The sequence below is a fragment of the Massilia scottii genome (genome assembly GCF_030846495.1).
GTDB lineage: Bacteria > Pseudomonadota > Gammaproteobacteria > Burkholderiales > Burkholderiaceae_D > Telluria_A > Telluria_A violaceinigra.
Genome location: NZ_JAVCWM010000002.1, coordinates 111,635 through 128,707 on the forward strand (window position 1 = coordinate 111,635; position 17,073 = coordinate 128,707).

Sequence of the window (17,073 nt, forward strand, 5' to 3'; positions counted from 1 at the left end):
CGGCATTGCCGCCAGTGGCGAAGCACAGGAGGGGACGGTTCCCGCCAGTTAAAGCGGTCGTGTCAAGAACGCACGTTTTGCAGTTGGAATAACAGTTGGCCGCAAGACCATCTCGCGCGCGAAAGCAGGCCGACGACTTGCAGAATAGTGAGAATGGGGGCGCCTCTCAGGATAGCGCGAATGGGGTGGCTGTCAGGGTGGCCTGCATGGGGACGGCAGGCAGGACAGCGAGAATCGGCGCTTCACCTGCCGCCCGCAGCATGGGGTATCGCTGACCGTCCGGCTGGCGCGGTCCTCAATAATCGCAGCGGTAGAAATGCCCCATGATCGGCACCACGCGCCCGGCGCATTCGGAGAAGGGGAACAGCTCGCTGCTCGACCACGCCACGTGACCCTTGGGCTCGGCAATGCGGCCGCTGGCATCGTAGATAACGTAGGTCGTATCGGTCCCGACGGTGCTCCAGTCGTAGGCCAGCACGGGGCGATTGCCGGGCGGGTGCGTCTGCATTTTTTTATCGAAGCTCTGGCCTTCCGACATCACGTGCACCACGTTGGAAGCGCGGCCTACGGTGGCCTGCAACAGTTCCGGCACTGAAAACAGCGCCCCCAGCACGACGATATAGGTTGCCATCGAGGCTGCGCGGCGCCAGTGGTGGTGGTGCAGGGCGCGCACCAGTCCGAACACCGAACACAGGCCGCCAAGCAGCGCGACGGGGAGGATCAGCATCCCCGCGACGCCTGAAAAGGGGACCACCAGCACGAACGTGAGCAAGGATGCGCTCAGGAGCCAGATGGGCCAGCTGAAGTAGGCATCGCCACGCTGCGCGTGGGATGCGTGTTTGCTGCCGTGGGCGATTGTTGCCATGATCGTAAGCTTTCGCAAGTTGACTGGCGGCTTTATTTTGTCCTGCTCGGCCAGTGGCGTGGCCTATATTGTCACTACCTTGCCGTTAGCGCAATTTGTTTTTACTGCTGTGCAGCGCTTCCCCTATGCGGACCGGTTGCGAAAGTGATAAGGCAAGGCGTTGTGGATGCGGGTTGCCGCCACCGCAGCTTGCCCTGCGGCTACACTAATCTGGTTCAATCCCTGGGCCACGTCGCCGATGGCGTACAGGCCTTCCACGCTCGTCGACTGGTGCTCGTCGACCTTCAGTTCCATGCAGGCCGAGGTTTGCGCGCCGAGCGATACCGCCAGGTCGGAGCGCGCCGTTTCCCCCAGCATGGGGTAGAGCACGTCGCTCTCGTAGGACTCGCCATCTTCCGTGTGCATGACCGGTGTCATGCGCTCGCTCATGGTCACGCCCAGCAGTGGCGAGGTAATGTAGCGGATGCCGGCATCGAGCAGGCGCCGGCGCTCGGCCGGGTCGACCAGGGCCTCCCTGGTGCGCTCGAACAGCGTCACGTCGGTGGAAAAGGTGCGCATGAACAGTGCGTGGCCGACCGGGTTGGTGGCGGAGGTGACGACGGCAATTTTCTGGTCGAGGACGTCGTAGCCATCGCATACCGGGCACAGCCGGACCGCGCCGCACGCCACGGCCTCAAGAAGATTTTCGATGGGCATGCCGGTGTCGGCGATGCCGGTAGCCAGCAGCACGGTGCGGGCGCGAATTTCGCCGCCCTCGTGCGCGGCCACGAAGCAGCCGTCTTCGCGCACCAGCCGGGTCACTTCGCCCTGGATCACCTCGCCGTCGTAGCGTCGCAGCTGATGGCGCAATTTGTCGAGCAATTCCTGGCCGTGGATGCCGTCCGGGAAGCCCGGATAGTTATGCGTGACCGGAATCCAGCCGAGCCGGCTGTTACCTTTGTCGACCAGGATGATATTGCGCCGGAAGCGGCGCAGGTAGATCGCCGCCGTCAGGCCGCCGGGGCCGCCGCCGATGATCAGGGTGTCGTGGATGGTGGGGGAGGGGGTGTACGGAATCATGCCGCATTATCGGTAATGCGCGTTGGGCGGGGCATCGGTGCGCCCGCCGCTGCCGGGTAAGACAGGGCTTACAGCATCGCTTGGCGCCGCGCTAGTCGTGCGACTCGGGCTGCAGGGTCACATGGTCGATGCCGTGCTTTGTCAGGAGCATGTCCTTGACCGTCGCCAGCACCTGCGGCCAGTCGCGCAGGTTGCCGATGCGCAGATGGCCGATCAGGGCCGGTTGTCCCGGCGACATATCCCACACATGCAGATCGTGCACCGACAGCACGCCTGGTATGGCGGCCAGGTCGGCGCCGACCTGCAGGTAATCGATCTGGTGCGGCACGCCTTCCATCAGCGCGTGGTAGGAGTCGCGCAGGATGGCGACGGTCGAGCGCAGGATCAGCACGGAGACGAAGAGCGACAGCAGCGGGTCGATCGGCATCCAGCCGGTGAAGTAGATCACGGCGCCGGCGGCGATCGCCGCGATCGAGCCGAGGATGTCGCCCATCACGTGCACCAGCGCGGCGCGGGTGTTGATGCTTTCCTGGTCGCGCGAGAGCAGCCAGGCCACCAGCAGATTGATCGCCAGGCCGATTGCGGCAACCACGAACACGGTGCCGCCCTGGACCTGCGGCGGCGCGCTGAAGCGGTGCACCGCTTCAAAGACGATCCAGCCGACCACGGCCAGCATGGCCAGTGCGTTGACAAAGGCGGCCAGCGCCTCGGCGCGGCCGAAGCCGAACGAGTGGCGCGCCGAGGGCGGGCGCTTGGCGATCAGTTGCGCCAGCAGCGCCAGGCCCAGCGCGGCGGCGTCGGTGACCATGTGGCCGGCGTCCGAAATGAGGGCCAGCGAATTGGAGATGAAGCCGGTCAGCACTTCGACCACGGCAAATACCAGGGTCAGGCTCAGGGCGAAGGCCAGCGCGCCCTGGCTGCGGCCGACGGCGACGTGGGTATGTTTGGCGTCGCCCTTGTGGTGGGCGTGCAGGTGGGCGGAGGAGGGTGTCGGTTTGGCGTGCATGGGCAGGAGTGTAATGGAAAAAGGCGTCCGATTTCCCTGCCGCCAGCCGGGGTACTTCCTGGCGCCTCGACATGGTGTTTAAAAAGCGCTTGTCATCCCGGGGATGCCTCTCTATAATGCTGGTCTTCGGGCGGTTAGTTCAGCTGGTTAGAATACTTGGTCGACATCCAAGGGGTCGGGGATTCGAATTCCTCACCGCCCACCAGTTTTTGCAGTAAAAAGTAGTAAATGCAGCAAGGCAGAGTTGTTCCAGCAACGCTCATGCTATATCAGGGCGGTTAGTTCAGCTGGTTAGAATACTTGGTCGACATCCAAGGGGTCGGGGATTCGAATTCCTCACCGCCCACCAGAACATGCAGTACTGAGTAAGAGAGAGAAAGGCACCATGGTTATGACACCGCGAACTACGACGGAGTTGTTCCAGCGACGCTAGTCGAGGTGCTTCCTTTTGCTTGCTCAAAATGAAAAACGCGGCTAGTCCGCGTTTTTTTTCGTCCGCATTTTTGTTTGCACTTTTGTTTGTACTTAAATATCAGTTTTGTTCAGGAGAACAGCATGGTTTCAGTCCGCCTTCCCGATGGTTCCGAGCGCCAGTTTGATGGCCCAGTCACCGTAGCCCAGGTCGCAGCCAGCATCGGTACAGGCCTGGCCAAAGCGGCGCTGGCCGGCAAAGTCGACGGCAAAGTCGTCGATACCTCCTTCCTGATCGAGCAACATGCCGATCTGGCCATCATCACCGATAAAGATCCGGAAGGCCTGGACGTGATCCGTCACTCCACCGCCCACTTGCTGGCCTACGCTGTCAAGGAACTGTATCCGGAAGCGCAGGTCACCATCGGTCCGGTGATCGAGAATGGCTTCTTCTACGATTTCGCGTACAAGCGCCCGTTCACGCCGGAAGATCTGGCGGCGATCGAAAAGAAAATGACCGAACTGGTCAAAAAAGACGAGAAAGTCACGCGCACCGTGCTGCCGCGCGACGAGGCGGTGGCGTACTTCAAGTCCATCGGCGAAGACTACAAGGCGGAAATCATTTCCTCGATTCCGGCCGGTGAAGACGTGTCGCTGTACGCCGAGGGCGGTTTTACCGACCTGTGCCGCGGCCCGCACGTGCCGAACACCGGCAAGCTGAAAGTATTCAAGCTGATGAAGGTGGCCGGGGCCTACTGGCGCGGCGACTCCAAGAACGAGATGCTGCAGCGTATCTACGGCACCGCCTGGCTCAAGAAGGAAGACCAGGAACTCTACCTGCACAATCTGGAAGAGGCGGAAAAGCGCGACCACCGCAAGCTGGGCAAGGCGCTCGACTTCTTCCACTTCCAGGATGAGGCGCCGGGCTTGATCTTCTGGCATCCGAAGGGTTGGTCGATCTGGCAACAGGTTGAGCAATACATGCGCAATGTGTACCAGGTCAATGGCTACCAGGAAGTGAAAGCGCCGCAAATCCTGGACCGCGGCCTGTGGGAAAAGACCGGTCACTGGGATAACTATCGCGACAATATGTTCGTCACCGAGTCGGAAAACCGCTCGTACGCGCTGAAACCGATGAATTGCCCTGGCCACATCCAGATTTTCAATTCCGGCATGAAGAGCTACCGCGACCTGCCGCTGCGCTACGGCGAGTTCGGCCAGTGCCACCGCAACGAGCCGTCCGGCGCGCTGCACGGCATGATGCGCGTGCGCGGCTTTACCCAGGATGACGGCCATATTTTCTGTACCGATGAGCAGATTCCGGGTGAGGTGGCGGCCTTCCACGCGCAGGCGATGGAAGTCTACACCGCGTTCGGCTTTGAAAATATCGACGTCAAGCTGGCCCTGCGTCCGGACAGTCGCATCGGCAGCGAGGAAAGCTGGGACATCGCCGAAGAAGCGCTGCGCAGCGCGCTGCGTGCCTGTGGCGTGGCCTGGACCGAACTGCCGGGCGAGGGCGCGTTCTACGGTCCGAAGATCGAATACCACCTGAAAGACAGCCTGGGCCGCGCATGGCAGGTCGGCACGGTGCAGATCGATCCGTCGATGCCTGGCCGCCTGGGAGCCGAGTACACGGCTGCCGACAACACCAAGAAGGTGCCGGTCATGCTGCACCGCGCGATCGTCGGTTCGCTGGAGCGTTTCATCGGCATCCTGATCGAAAACTACGCCGGCGCGATGCCGCTGTGGCTGGCGCCGGTGCAGGTGGCGGTGCTCAATATTTCGGACGCGCAGGCCGACTACACCCAGGAAATCGCCACGAAGTTGCGCAAACTGGGGTACCGCGTTCACGCTGATTTGCGCAACGAGAAAATTACGTTTAAAATACGTGAACATTCCGTCCAAAAACTGCCGTACATCCTCGTGATTGGCGACAAGGAGCGGGATGCCAACACTGTGGCCGTGCGAGCTCGTGGCAATGTCGATTTGGGCGTAATGTCCATCGATGCCCTGGTGGAACGCCTCAAACACGAGGTCGATTCCAAAGCTTGAGAGTTCATTCTCGACGCGGCTAATTCATCAGATTTTAAAAGGAAACAACATAGCTACTGACAAGTCGCATCGCATCAATGGCGAAATCACCGCCCCCGAAATGCGTTTATCCGGGGTGGAAAACGAGCCGCTTGGCATTGTGAGCCTGGCTGAGGCTTTTCGTCTGGCCGAAGAAGCGAACGTAGATCTGGTGGAAATTGCGCCGACCGCGCAACCACCGGTATGCCGTCTGATGGACTACGGCAAGTTCAAATATTCGGAGCAGAAGAAGGCGCACGAAGCCAAATTGAAGCAAAAGATCATTCTCGTGAAGGAAGTCAAATTCCGTCCGGGTACTGATGATGGCGATTACAATATCAAGCTGAAAAACCTGATGAAGTTCCTCGATGAGGGTGACAAAACCAAGATCACGCTGCGTTTCCGCGGCCGTGAGATGGCGCACCAGGACATCGGCTTCCGCATGCTGGAACGTTTGAAGGCCGATCTTGAGCCGTATGGCCAGGTCGAGCAGTTCCCGAAGATGGAAGGTCGTCAGATGATCATGATCCTCTCGCCGAAGAAGAAGAAATAAGCAAAGAACGGGCTGCCCAGGCAGCTTGTGCAAAGAAGCGCCCCGCCACGCAAGTGCCAGGGGCGCTTTGTTTTTTCTTGCGTAGCTCGCAACAGGGGGGGGCTTTGAGTGTGTGCGAGTTGCATTGCAATGCAACTTTCTGTGCGGGCGAGTTGCATTGTAATGCAACTTCTGTGTTATGATCTCCGGCTTCCTCCTTCACTGGCGGAAGACAATGTGAAAGCAGGCATCTAAGTGCAGCACAGCGTTGCCACCTGCAATCCTATAATGGAGCTGTCCGGAAGGACAGAACTGCTATGCCTAAAATGAAGACCAAAAGCTCCGCGAAGAAGCGTTTTCGCGTGCGTCCAGGTGGAACCGTTAAATCGGGTCACGCTTTCAAACGTCACATCCTGACCAAGAAAACCACCAAGAGCAAGCGCCAACTGCGCGGAATCACGAACGTCGATGCAGCGGATGTCAAGTCCGTCATGCGTATGATGCCGTCGGCTTAATCTCACCACTCAATTTAAGGAGTTACTATGCCTAGAGTAAAACGTGGGGTTACAGCTCGTGCCCGTCATAAGAAAATTCTTGTACAAGCTAAAGGCTACCGTGGTCGCCGCAGCCGTGTATACCGTGTTGCCAAGCAAGCAGTCATGCGCGCTGGCCAATACGCTTACCGCGATCGCCGCAACAAGAAACGCGTATTCCGCCGCCTGTGGATCGCCCGTATCAACGCCGCTTCCCGTGAGCATGGCGTGACGTACAGCGTATTCATGAACGGCCTGAAAAAAGCATCTATCGAACTGGACCGTAAAGTCCTGGCCGATATGGCTGTGATGGACAAGCCGGCGTTCGCCGCGATTGTCGCAGCAGTGAAAGCCAAGATCGCTGCGTAAGCAATGATCGATGCAAGCGTCGCCTCCGGGCGGCGCGAAAAGAGCGGGGCAGAGGTTCAAACCTGTGCCCCGTTTTTGATTGTGGCGCGTGCGCCAGTCCCGCTCAACAGGAAAAAAACATCGCATGAACTCCCTGGAAGAACTCGTCGTCTCGGCACAGGCTGACTTTATCGCCGCCGAAGATGCTGCCGCACTGGAAAACGCCAAAGCCAAGTACCTTGGCAAGACTGGCCAGATTACCGAGCAAATGAAGGGCCTGGGCAAGCTCGACCCGGAACAGAAAAAGGCCCAGGGCGCGCTGATCAACGCCGCCAAGGTCCAGATCGAAGCGGCCCTGACCGCGCGCCGCGATGCGCTGGCCAATGCCCAGCTCGAAGAGCGCCTGAACGCCGAAGCGATCGACATCACCCTGCCGGGGCGCGGGCGCTCGGGCGGCGGCATCCACCCGGTGATGCGCACCTGGGAACGGGTCGAGGAAATCTTCCGCTCGATCGGTTTCGATGTGGCCGACGGCCCCGAAATCGAGACCGACTGGACCAACTTCACGGCGCTCAACAGCCCGGAAAACCACCCGGCCCGTTCGATGCAGGACACCTTCTACATCGAAGGCAACGACAGCACCGGTAAACCCTTGCTGCTGCGCACCCACACCAGCCCGATGCAGGTGCGTTACGCGCGCACCCATACGCCGCCGATCAAGGTGATCGCGCCCGGCCGCACCTACCGCGTCGACAGCGATGCGACCCACTCGCCGATGTTCCACCAGGTCGAAGGCCTGTGGATCGCCGAAGACATTTCCTTCGCCGACCTGAAGGGCGTATACCTGAACTTCGTCAAGGCTTTCTTCGAGACCGACGACCTGCAGGTGCGCTTCCGTCCCTCGTACTTCCCGTTTACCGAACCGTCGGCCGAGATCGACATTGCGTTCGGCAGCGGTCCGCTCAAGGGCCGCTGGCTGGAAGTATCGGGCGCCGGCCAGGTGCACCCGACCGTGGTGCGCAACTTCGGCCTCGACCCTGAAAAATTCATCGGCTTCGCGTTCGGCTCCGGCCTCGAGCGCCTCACGATGCTGCGTTACGGGATCAACGACCTGCGCCTGTTCTACGAAGGCGACCTGCGCTTCCTGAAGCAATTTAACTAATTCAAGGTTCACTGATTATGCAATTTTCCGAAAATTGGCTCCGTACCATGGTCGATCCGAAGATGACTTCGGATGAACTGGCTCACCTGCTGACCATGTCCGGCCTGGAAGTGGAAGAAGTCGAAGCGGTCGCGCCGCCATTCTCGAACGTGGTCGTGGCCGAAGTGCTGGAAGTGGCCAAGCACCCGAACGCGGACCGCCTGAACGTGTGCAAGGTCAACGTCGGTACCGGCACCTTGCTCAACATCGTGTGCGGCGCGCCCAACGTGCGCGCCGGCATGAAGGCCATCTGCGCCATGGCCGGCGCGATCCTGCCGCCGGGCGCGGACGGCAAGCCGTTCGCGATCAAGGTCGGCGAGCTGCGCGGCGTGGAATCGCAGGGCATGATGTGCTCGGCCAAGGAATTGAAACTGTCCGAGGAAAGCAGCGGCCTGATGGAGCTGCCGGAAGATGCGCCGGTCGGCCAGAACATCCGCGACTACCTCGCCCTGAACGACCTCAAGTTCACCATCAAGCTCACCCCGAACAAGGCGGACTGCCTGTCGGTGCTGGGCGTGGCGCGCGAAGTGTCGGCCCTGACCGGCACCCCGCTGACCATGCCGCAAACCCGCTCGGTGCCGGTCAACGGCAGCGAAATCCTGCCGGTGAAAATCAGCGCGCCGGACCTGTGCGGCCGCTTTTCGGGACGCGTCATCCGCGGCCTGAACGCCAGGGCGGCGACCCCGGACTGGATCCGCCAGCGCCTCGAGCGCAGCGGCCAGCGTCCGCTGTCGGCCCTGATCGATATTTCCAACTACGTCATGCTGGAACTGGGCCGTCCCTCGCACGTGTTCGACATGGACAAGATCCATGGTGCGCTGGATGTGCGCTGGGGTAAGAAGGGCGAGTCCCTCAAGCTCCTCAACGGCACCACCGTGGACGTGGACGACTGGGTCGGCGTGATCGCCGACGACAAGGAACTCGAATCGCTGGCCGGCATCATGGGCGGCGACGCCACCTCGGTCACGTTAGAGACCGCCAATATCTACCTGGAAGCGGCGTTCTGGTGGCCGAACGCCATCCAGGGCCGCGCGCGCCGGTTCAATTTTTCGACCGATGCGGCGCACCGCTTCGAGCGCGGTGTCGATTTCGCCACGACCGTCGAGCACATCGAGCGCATCACCGCGCTGATCGTCGAAATCTGCGGCACCCCGGAAACCGTCGTCAGCCCGATCGACGACCAGATCGTCAACGTGCCGCTGCCGAAAGCGGTCACCCTGCGCACCGCGCGCGCGCAAAAGGTCATCGGCGTGCCGATCACCGACGCCATGGTGGCCGACATTTTCACGCGCCTGGGCCTGCCGTTCACGCAGGAGCCCGGCCTGTTCTCCGTCACCGCGCCGACCTACCGTTTCGACATCGAGATCGAGGAAGACCTGATCGAGGAAGTGGCGCGCGTGTACGGCTTCGAGAATATCCCGGCGCTGCCGCCGGTGGCCGCCAGCCAGATGATCATCGCGCCGGAAAACACCCGGTCCCTGTTCGCCGTGCGCCACCAGCTGGCCGACCTCGGTTACCAGGAAGTGGTGAACATGAGTTTCGTCGATTCCGCATGGGAAACCGACTTCTCCGACAATGCCGACCAGATCAAGCTGGTCAATCCGATCGCCAGCCAGATGAACGTGATGCGTTCCTCGCTGATCGGCTCGCTGGTGGCCAACGTGCGCTACAACCTGAACCGCAAGGCGGGCAGGGTGCGCGTGTTCGAAGTGGGCGCGATCTTCCGCCGCAACGCGCAGGCGGCCGACGGTGCGCTGTCGGTGGCCGGTTTCGACCAGCCCAAGCGCGTGGCCGGCATCGCCTACGGTCCGGCGCTGGACGAACAATGGTCGCTCAAGTCGGCACCAGTCGATTATTTCGATGTCAAAGCCGATGTGGAAGCCCTGTTCGCACCGCGCACCCTGCGGTTCGTGAAGACGGCCCATCCGGCCCTGCATCCGGGACGTTCGGCTGTCATCGAGCTCGACGGCAAGGACATCGGCTTTATCGGCGAACTGCACCCGCGCTGGCTGCAAAAGTACGATTTGCCGCAGGCGCCAGTCTTGTTCGAGGTGGATGCCATTGCGCTGCAGCAACGATCCGTGCCAAAATATGAAGAGATCTCGAAATTCCCGGGCGCCACGCGCGACCTGGCTTTCGTGGTCAAAAACACGGTTGCGGCGCAGGACCTGCTCGATGCCTTTGCCGCTGAACTGCAGGTAAATCCAGCAGGAAAGATTGTGCAAGCCATTGTTTTGTTTGATGAATATCGCGGAAAAGGGATCGAGGCCGACGAAAAAAGCCTTGCTTTCCGCTTTGGCTTGCAAGATACTCAAACCACCCTGCAGGACGATGTGGTCGAAGGCGTCATGAAGGCGCTGGCCGCGTCGGCCCAGCAGAAACATGACGCGAAACTGCGTTCATAACCGATCCCACGAGCAGTAACGATACGAGGCAGGGCTGTAAAATTAATAACAACGACGTTGATTCCGCCGTACTCCAGTCGGCGCTGGCAGCCGACCTGCACCGTGCGATGCAGGTCGCCAGGGTTCGCCAGGACGCGGAGAAGAATCTCCCGACCCTGACCAAGGCCGAGCTGGCCGAACTGCTGTTCGAGCAGGTCGGCCTGAACAAGCGCGAAGCCAAGGACATGGTCGAGACCTTCTTCGACGAGATCAGGAATGCCCTCGAGCGCGGCGAAGCGGTGAAGTTGTCGGGCTTCGGCAACTTCCAGCTGCGCGACAAGCCGCAGCGGCCCGGCCGCAATCCCAAGACCGGTGAAGAAATCCCGATCACGGCGCGCCGCGTCGTGACCTTCCACGCCAGCCAGAAGCTCAAGGGCATGGTCGAAGAAACCAGCCCGATGGCGCGCGCCGCCTAAAGTGAACCGATGAACGATCGTGCGAGCAAGGCTGATCTGATCGTGCTGCCGGCCATCCCGGCCAAGCGCTATTTCACGATCGGGGAAGTGAGCGAGTTGTGCGGGGTCAAACCGCACGTACTTCGTTACTGGGAGCAGGAATTTACCCAGCTTAAACCGGTCAAACGACGTGGAAACCGCCGTTATTACCAGCACCACGAGGTGTTGTTGATCCGTCGTATCCGTGAACTGTTGTACGAACAAGGCTTTACGATCAGTGGTGCGCGCAATAAACTCGATAGCCGCATTGGCGGACTGCTTGCGCCACCGTGTGATGACGACGCCGACGCGGCGGCGCTTGACGCCGTGGCGGCGCCGCCCGAGCTCGACCGGGCCGTGATCCGCAGCGAACTGGTCGCCATTCTTGCCCTGCTCAAAGGCCCGGGCTAGAACGGCGGCCGTGTCCCGTCGCCAATCGCGGGGGCCTTGTGCCCCTTTGCTGTTTTTGAAGGCCGGTGTGAGCATGCAGCGCCAGTGCGCTGTCATACGTGTTTGTACTGAACAGCCAGAGTGCTAGAATACTAACGCATGCGCAGTGCCGGGCGCGTGGTTTGCCTCGGCTCTTTCCTATGCAAGGATAATTTAAGGGAAGACAATGATACGCGTTGCCATATGTGACGATCACCAGATAGTACGTGCGGGTTTTAAACAGATTTTTTCTTCGTCGCCCGACTTCGATGTCGTGGCCGAAGGGGCCACCGGGCGCGAAGCGCTGGACATTGCGCGCCGCGAAATTTGCGACGTGCTGCTGCTCGATATCGCCATGCCCGACCAGAGCGGCATCGACATCCTGCGCACCATCCGCCAGGGGCAGCCGAACCTGCCGGTGCTGATTCTGTCCGGCTATCCGGCCCAGCAATATGCGCTGAACCTGTTCAAGATGGGCGCCAATGGCTACCTGAACAAGGAATGCGAGGCCGACGAGCTCAAGACGGCGGTGCGTACCGTATTCCAGGGCCGCCGCTACGTCAGCTCGACCGTCGGCGAATTGCTGGCCCAGAGCTTCGACCGCGATCCCAACACGGCGCTGCACACCGAGCTGTCGGACCGCGAGTTCCAGGTATTCCTGCGCCTGGCCAAGGGCGCGACCGTATCCGACATCGGTGTTGCCCTCTCGCTCAGCATCAAGACCGTGTCGACCTACCGCACGCGGATCATGGAAAAAATGGGCTTGCAGTCGAATAGCGACCTGACCTATTACGCCATGAAAAACAACCTGCTCGACTGATCCTCCGGCGGGCTTGCCGCGGCGCCGTTCGGCCCCGCCGTTCGGCCCCGCCGTCCGGCCGCGGCTTTGAGTCCCGCCATGCTGCCCTGCCACCCGGCGGGGCGCCGCCATCTCCGCCGCGCAGTGCGCGCGTACCTGTCCGTCACCCCCTCCTACGGTCCAGCTCGGCTGCGCCCCGGCAATTCCCGGACTATAATTGCCCCAAGCCGGCTCTGCAGTGCGCAAAAGGATTTCCAGGATGTATTTTTCCACCGAACCACCCGTCACAACCGGGTTGCCCTTCTATAAGACGGTGGTGTGCCTGACGTGCGTGCTGATCCTGATCATCAACGGCGTCAGCCTGTTCCACAATCTCGGTTCGCTCAAGGGCGCCAACGAGATCCAGGGCCAGACCGCCAAGGTGATCGACAAGGTCCAGTATGTGAACGTGCTGATCATGGATGCCGAAAGCAGCCTGCGCGGCTATTTCCTGTCCGGTTCCGAAGTCTACCTGGGGCCGCTGCGCACGGCCTCGTCCGAGATCGATGCCCAGTTCGCCGAACTGGAACGCTTGCTGGCCGACAGTCCGTCCCAGCGCCGCAACCTGGCCCAGTTGCATACCCTGGTCTACCGCAGGCTCGACACCATGAACCAGGTGCTCGACGTCTACCGCCAGGGCGGGCTGGACGACATCCTCAAGATTGCCGGTTCGTCCGACAGCAAGGCCGAGATGGATGAAATCCGTCTGCAGGTGGTGATCCTGGTGCAGGAACAGAACGAATTGCTGTCCGCGCGCAGCGCCACCTTTTACCGCGAGTACCGGCACGCCGTGTTTTTGGGCATCACCATCAACGCCATGGCGATCCTGGTGCTGGCCTTGTTCTACCGCCTGATCCGGCGCAGCTATTTCGCCCGCGACATGACCCAGCGCGCACTTGAGAACGCCAACGATAACCTCGAATCGATGGTGGCGCTGCGCACCGAGCAGCTGTCGGTGCTCTCGCGCCACCTGATCAGCGTGAGCGAAGAGGAAAAGGCGCGCCTGGCGCGCGAACTGCACGATGAACTCGGCGCCAACCTCACGTCCATCAATATCGGCATGAACGCGGTGGCCGACGCCCTGCGCGCCGAGCGGCCCGAACTGGCCATGATGCTCGACCGCGCGCGCGCGACCCTGGTCGATACGGTGGAACTGAAGCGCCGCATCGTCGAAGACCTGCGCCCCAGCCTGCTCGACCACCTGGGCTTGTCCGCCGCCGTGCAAAGCTATTGCGAGGAATTCGGCCGGGTCGCCGGACTCGATTGCGAAGCCCTGATCGATGGCGACGTCGACGTTGCCGGCCCGATGCATGCGATTGCCGTGTTCCGCATCGTGCAGGAGTCGCTCAACAACATCGCCAAGTATGCCCGCGCGCGCCACGTGATCGTGCACCTGGGCCGTGAAGCGGGGGGCTTGTCGCTGGAAGTGAGCGACGATGGCGTCGGCATCGACAGCGACGCCGTGGCCAAGCCCAAGTCGCACGGCTTGCTGGGGATGCGCGAACGCGCCTTGCTGCTGGGGGGGAGTTTGCGGGTGAAGCGGGGAGTCAATGAGGTGGGAACCTGCGTCGAAGCGTTCATTCCCTTGTCGCGCGCCGCCGACAGCGGGGACAGCGGCGACGCGGCGCCGGAACAACCGGCGCCACTGCCCTTTAGCGGGCTACATCCATCAGAAGGCGATCGTATTCCGTCTTCGCGACCTTATAGCATTCGCCGGCGTACTCCTCCAGGCCCTGGCGGTCGATCACCGTGATATTGCCGCGGCGGTATTGAATCAGGCCATCATCCTGCAGCTTGCCGGCAGCGGCCGTAATGCTTTCGCGGCGCACGCCCAGCATGATGGAAATGAGTTCCTGGGTCACTTTCAATTCGTTCGATGCCGAGCGGTCGAGGCGGTCGAGCAGCCAGCGGCACAGCTTCTGTTCGATCGAGCTGTGACGCCCGCCGACAGCGTTCTGGGCCATCTGGGCGAACAGCGCATTGGTGTAGCGCATCAGGAGCTGGGGCAGGGCGCCGCCCTGGTTGAAGGCGTCGCGCAGGTACTGGGTCTTGAGGCGGTAGCCGTAGCCGGCGCTCTGGACCACGGCGCTGCACATGGCGCGTTCGCCCATGAACAGCGACATGCCGACCACGCCCTCATGCCCGACCACGGCGATCTCGGTGGTGGCGCCGTCTTCCATCACGTACAGCAGCGACACGATGGCCGTGGTGGGGAAGTAGACGTTTTCGAGCTTGCTGCCGTATTCAAACAGTTCTTTGCCAAAAGGCAGGGCCACGAGTTCCAGGTGTTCGAACAGGGTCTCGAGATCGTGACGGGGAAGGGCGGCCAGCAATTCGTTCTGCTGGGTACCACTAAAGCTGACAACAGGGCGGGAGGCAACTTTTAACTCTTGCGCGTTGGCAGGAATCTGGGCGACCGGCGATGTGTTCTGGGCGGTACCACGAAGTTGAGTGTTGTTCATTTTATTCCTCACTATCTGAGACGATCTTCAAGGGCGCTTCACCTGGACTTGCAGCGAATCGCGATGTACGAACAGTAAAGCTTCCGTCTGTTGGCGAACATAAGACTGGCAGTCGCCCCCATGTAGGTTCAATGCATAAATCCTTGTGGGCCCAGTCCTACTGGGGGAAATCGCATTAAATTGTTTTTTTACTCACACTTTAAGGTGGGTGAACGCACAGAACCTGCACAAAACCACGATTTTGGCCTGCGGCAAGGCTTGGGATTTGCCCCTGCCATGCCTCATAATGTGAATATCGCAACTTAATGAGAGCCGCGCGCATGCACGTATTACTGGTCGAAGACGATGCCGTGCTGGCCGATGGCCTGACCCGCCTGCTGCAGGGCCACGGGATGGTGGTCGACGTGGTCGGCAGCGGCACCCAGGCCGACCAGGTGCTGCAGCGCGCCGAGGTGGCGGTGGTGGTGCTCGATATCGGCCTGCCCGGCATCGATGGCTTCGAGGTGGTGCGGCGCCTGCGCGCGCGCGGCAGCAACGTGCCGGTCCTGCTGCTGACCGCGCGCGACGCCATCGAGGACCGGGTGCGCGGACTGGAACTGGGCGCCGACGATTACCTGGTCAAGCCCTTCGCCACGCCGGAACTGGTGGCGCGCATCAAGGCCCTGGCGCGGCGCAATACGCCCAAGCCGGTCAGCCTGTCCCTGGGGCGCCTGACGCTCGACACCTACACCAAGCGCGCCCGCATCGACGAGCGCGTGATCGACCTGTCGGTGCGCGAATGGGCCGTGCTCGAATACCTGCTGCAGCACGGCGCGCGCGTGGTGTCCAAACAGCAGATCATCGACGCCATCCTGCCGTGGGGCGAGGACCTGACCCTGAACGCGGTCGAAGTCTACATTTCGCGCCTGCGCCTGAAGATCGCCGACGCCGGCATCAGCATCCGCACCATCCGCGGCTTCGGCTACATGCTCGAACAGCATCCATGATCAGTATCCGGCTGCGCCTGCTCAAATGGCTGATCGTGCCGATTTTGCTGATCAACCTGGCGGGCGCGGCGCTGACCTACATGCTGGCCTGGATTCCGGCCCAGCTGGCGTTCGACCAGAGCCTGGCCGACGCGGCCGGTGCGCTGGCGGCGCGCCTGCGTCCCGGCAATGGCCGCGCCGAGATCGACCTGCCGCGCCAGGCCGAGCAGGTGCTGCGGGCCGACGATGCCGATGTCCTGTACTTCATCGTGCGCGGCGCCGACGGCAATGCATTGGCCGGCGACAGCGACTTTCCGGCGCTGGCCGCGCCCAGCAGCCAGGCTTACGACGACACCATCCGCGGCGAGCCGGTGCGGGTGGCCAGCCGCATGGTGCTGGCCGGCGGCGAGCAAATCCGCATCGGCGTGGCCAAGACCTTGCGCAAGCGCAAGCAGATCCGTTCGGCCACGGTGCGCGCGCTGATGCTGGTCGAGTCGCTGTTTACCGTGGCGCTGGTGGGGCTGATCTGGTTTTCGGTCACCAACGGCCTGCAACCGCTGGCGCGCATGCGCGCCAATCTGCTGGCGCGCGAGGGCAACGAGCTCGCGCCCATCGACGGCGCCGCCATTCCCGACGAACTCAGTCCGGTCGTCAATGCCTTCAACGAGCTGCTCGACAAGGTGCAAACCGGGGCGCGCGCCCAGCACGATTTCCTGGCCGACGTCGCGCACCAGCTGCGCACCCCGCTGGCCGGGCTCAAGCTGCAGCTCGAATGGCTGGGCGCGCGCCACCGGTCCGACCCCGACACCGCGCAGTCGGTGCGCCTGATGCTGCTCTCGAACGAGCGCATGATCCGCCAGACCAACCAGTTGCTGGCCCTGGCGCGCGCCGAGCCGGCCCGCTTCGAAAAGACCCGCCTCGAACGGCTCGACCTGGCGGTCCTGATCGAGCAGGTGATCCAGTATTTCGTCGATGAAGCGGGCAAGAAGCGCATCGATATCGGCTTCGAGCTGCAGCCGACCCGGGTCAGCGGCGACAGCTTCCTGCTGCGCGACCTGATCGATAACCTGATCGACAATGCCGTGCGCTACACCCCGGATGCGGGGACGGTGACGGTGCGCTGTTATCGGGAAGGCAAGTGCGGGGTCTTGATCGTGGAAGACTCCGGCCCCGGCATCCCGCCCCATCAGCGGTCCATGGTGTTCCAGCGCTTCGTGCGGCTGGACGACAAGATTCCCGGCAGCGGCCTGGGCCTGGCGATCGTGCGCGATATCGCCCAGGCGCACGGCGCCACGGTCGAGATCGGCAGCGGCCCCGGCGGCGCCGGCGTGCAATTTTCAGTCAGGTTCCCCGCCTGCTGAGCACTATTGTCGTATTTACCTCGCCAAAAGGCGGTTTACTTCGCCTTGTCAGCATTTTGTCAGCCTTTCCTCAGTGTAATGCAAGCTTCGTTCTTTATAATTAGCAACAACAGGG

Annotated in this window: 16 protein-coding genes and 2 tRNA genes; 14 read left to right on the forward strand and 4 right to left on the reverse strand. The window is 61.8% G+C overall.

Annotated elements, in window-relative coordinates; translation table 11 throughout:
• Window positions 1-295: 295 nt before the first annotated feature.
• From RBA41_RS02855 to RBA41_RS02865, 3 genes are all read right to left on the reverse strand, one after another.
• Entirely contained in the window at window positions 296-865 is a 570-nt protein-coding gene (locus RBA41_RS02855; protein WP_099878053.1) for a hypothetical protein, read from the reverse strand.
• A gap of 123 nt (window positions 866-988) precedes the next feature.
• Complete coding sequence (locus RBA41_RS02860) at window positions 989-1,924, reverse strand: NAD(P)/FAD-dependent oxidoreductase (protein WP_306620849.1); 936 nt, start codon at window positions 1,922-1,924, stop codon at window positions 989-991.
• 91 nt (window positions 1,925-2,015) lie between these two features.
• Window positions 2,016-2,930: a cation diffusion facilitator family transporter gene (locus tag RBA41_RS02865; RefSeq protein ID WP_306620851.1), complete on the reverse strand. Its 915-nt coding sequence runs from the start codon at window positions 2,928-2,930 to the stop codon at window positions 2,016-2,018.
• A 128-nt stretch (window positions 2,931-3,058) separates the two neighbouring features.
• On the opposite strand from RBA41_RS02865, the gene RBA41_RS02870 reads away from it, so the two are divergent.
• The 12 genes from RBA41_RS02870 (at window position 3,059) to RBA41_RS02925 (ending at window position 13,923) form a co-directional block, all read left to right on the forward strand.
• Window positions 3,059-3,135, forward strand: a tRNA-Val gene (locus tag RBA41_RS02870).
• A 67-nt stretch (window positions 3,136-3,202) separates the two neighbouring features.
• Window positions 3,203-3,279 (forward strand) — tRNA-Val (locus RBA41_RS02875).
• A 206-nt stretch (window positions 3,280-3,485) separates the two neighbouring features.
• Window positions 3,486-5,393: a threonine--tRNA ligase gene (gene thrS, locus RBA41_RS02880; RefSeq protein ID WP_306620853.1), complete on the forward strand. Its 1,908-nt coding sequence runs from the start codon at window positions 3,486-3,488 to the stop codon at window positions 5,391-5,393.
• Window positions 5,347-5,964 carry a translation initiation factor IF-3 gene (infC, locus tag RBA41_RS02885; protein WP_306620855.1) on the forward strand — a complete coding sequence of 206 codons (618 nt, stop codon included), beginning with the start codon at window positions 5,347-5,349 and terminating at the stop codon, window positions 5,962-5,964. Before thrS ends, infC begins: the two co-directional genes overlap by 47 nt.
• 296 nt (window positions 5,965-6,260) lie before the next feature.
• Window positions 6,261-6,458 carry a 50S ribosomal protein L35 gene (gene rpmI / locus RBA41_RS02890; RefSeq protein WP_054262960.1) on the forward strand — a complete coding sequence of 66 codons (198 nt, stop codon included), beginning with the start codon at window positions 6,261-6,263 and terminating at the stop codon, window positions 6,456-6,458.
• A gap of 27 nt (window positions 6,459-6,485) precedes the next feature.
• The gene (gene rplT / locus RBA41_RS02895) at window positions 6,486-6,845 is read left to right on the forward strand and encodes a 50S ribosomal protein L20 (RefSeq protein ID WP_054262959.1); all 360 of its coding nucleotides are present in this window, start codon (window positions 6,486-6,488) and stop codon (window positions 6,843-6,845) included.
• A gap of 124 nt (window positions 6,846-6,969) precedes the next feature.
• Window positions 6,970-7,986 carry a phenylalanine--tRNA ligase subunit alpha gene (pheS, locus tag RBA41_RS02900; protein ID WP_306620861.1) on the forward strand — a complete coding sequence of 339 codons (1,017 nt, stop codon included), beginning with the start codon at window positions 6,970-6,972 and terminating at the stop codon, window positions 7,984-7,986.
• A 17-nt stretch (window positions 7,987-8,003) separates the two neighbouring features.
• Complete coding sequence (gene pheT, locus RBA41_RS02905; protein ID WP_306620863.1) at window positions 8,004-10,430, forward strand: phenylalanine--tRNA ligase subunit beta; 2,427 nt, start codon at window positions 8,004-8,006, stop codon at window positions 10,428-10,430.
• Window positions 10,431-10,537: 107 nt separating this feature from the next.
• Window positions 10,538-10,885, forward strand: coding sequence for an integration host factor subunit alpha (locus tag RBA41_RS02910; RefSeq protein WP_054262956.1), 348 nt, complete (start codon window positions 10,538-10,540; stop codon window positions 10,883-10,885).
• A 9-nt stretch (window positions 10,886-10,894) separates the two neighbouring features.
• Window positions 10,895-11,314 carry a MerR family transcriptional regulator gene (locus RBA41_RS02915; protein WP_099878070.1) on the forward strand — a complete coding sequence of 140 codons (420 nt, stop codon included), beginning with the start codon at window positions 10,895-10,897 and terminating at the stop codon, window positions 11,312-11,314.
• 205 nt (window positions 11,315-11,519) lie between these two features.
• Entirely contained in the window at window positions 11,520-12,152 is a 633-nt protein-coding gene (locus RBA41_RS02920; protein WP_054262954.1) for a response regulator transcription factor, read from the forward strand.
• 238 nt (window positions 12,153-12,390) lie between these two features.
• Window positions 12,391-13,923: a CHASE3 domain-containing protein gene (locus tag RBA41_RS02925; protein ID WP_306620867.1), complete on the forward strand. Its 1,533-nt coding sequence runs from the start codon at window positions 12,391-12,393 to the stop codon at window positions 13,921-13,923.
• Here the strand turns inward: RBA41_RS02925 and RBA41_RS02930 are convergent.
• Window positions 13,823-14,632, reverse strand: a complete 810-nt coding sequence (locus tag RBA41_RS02930; protein WP_306620869.1) for a Crp/Fnr family transcriptional regulator — start codon at window positions 14,630-14,632, stop codon at window positions 13,823-13,825. The genes RBA41_RS02925 and RBA41_RS02930 overlap by 101 nt on opposite strands.
• Window positions 14,633-14,952: 320 nt before the next feature.
• Here RBA41_RS02930 and RBA41_RS02935 point away from each other — a divergent pair, with 320 nt between their 5' ends.
• Both RBA41_RS02935 and RBA41_RS02940 read left to right on the forward strand, forming a co-directional pair.
• The gene (locus RBA41_RS02935; protein WP_054262952.1) at window positions 14,953-15,618 is read left to right on the forward strand and encodes a response regulator transcription factor; all 666 of its coding nucleotides are present in this window, start codon (window positions 14,953-14,955) and stop codon (window positions 15,616-15,618) included.
• Entirely contained in the window at window positions 15,615-16,958 is a 1,344-nt protein-coding gene (locus RBA41_RS02940; protein ID WP_306620872.1) for a sensor histidine kinase, read from the forward strand. The genes RBA41_RS02935 and RBA41_RS02940 overlap by 4 nt, the downstream gene beginning before the upstream one ends.
• The last annotated feature ends 115 nt before the right edge of the window (window positions 16,959-17,073 follow it).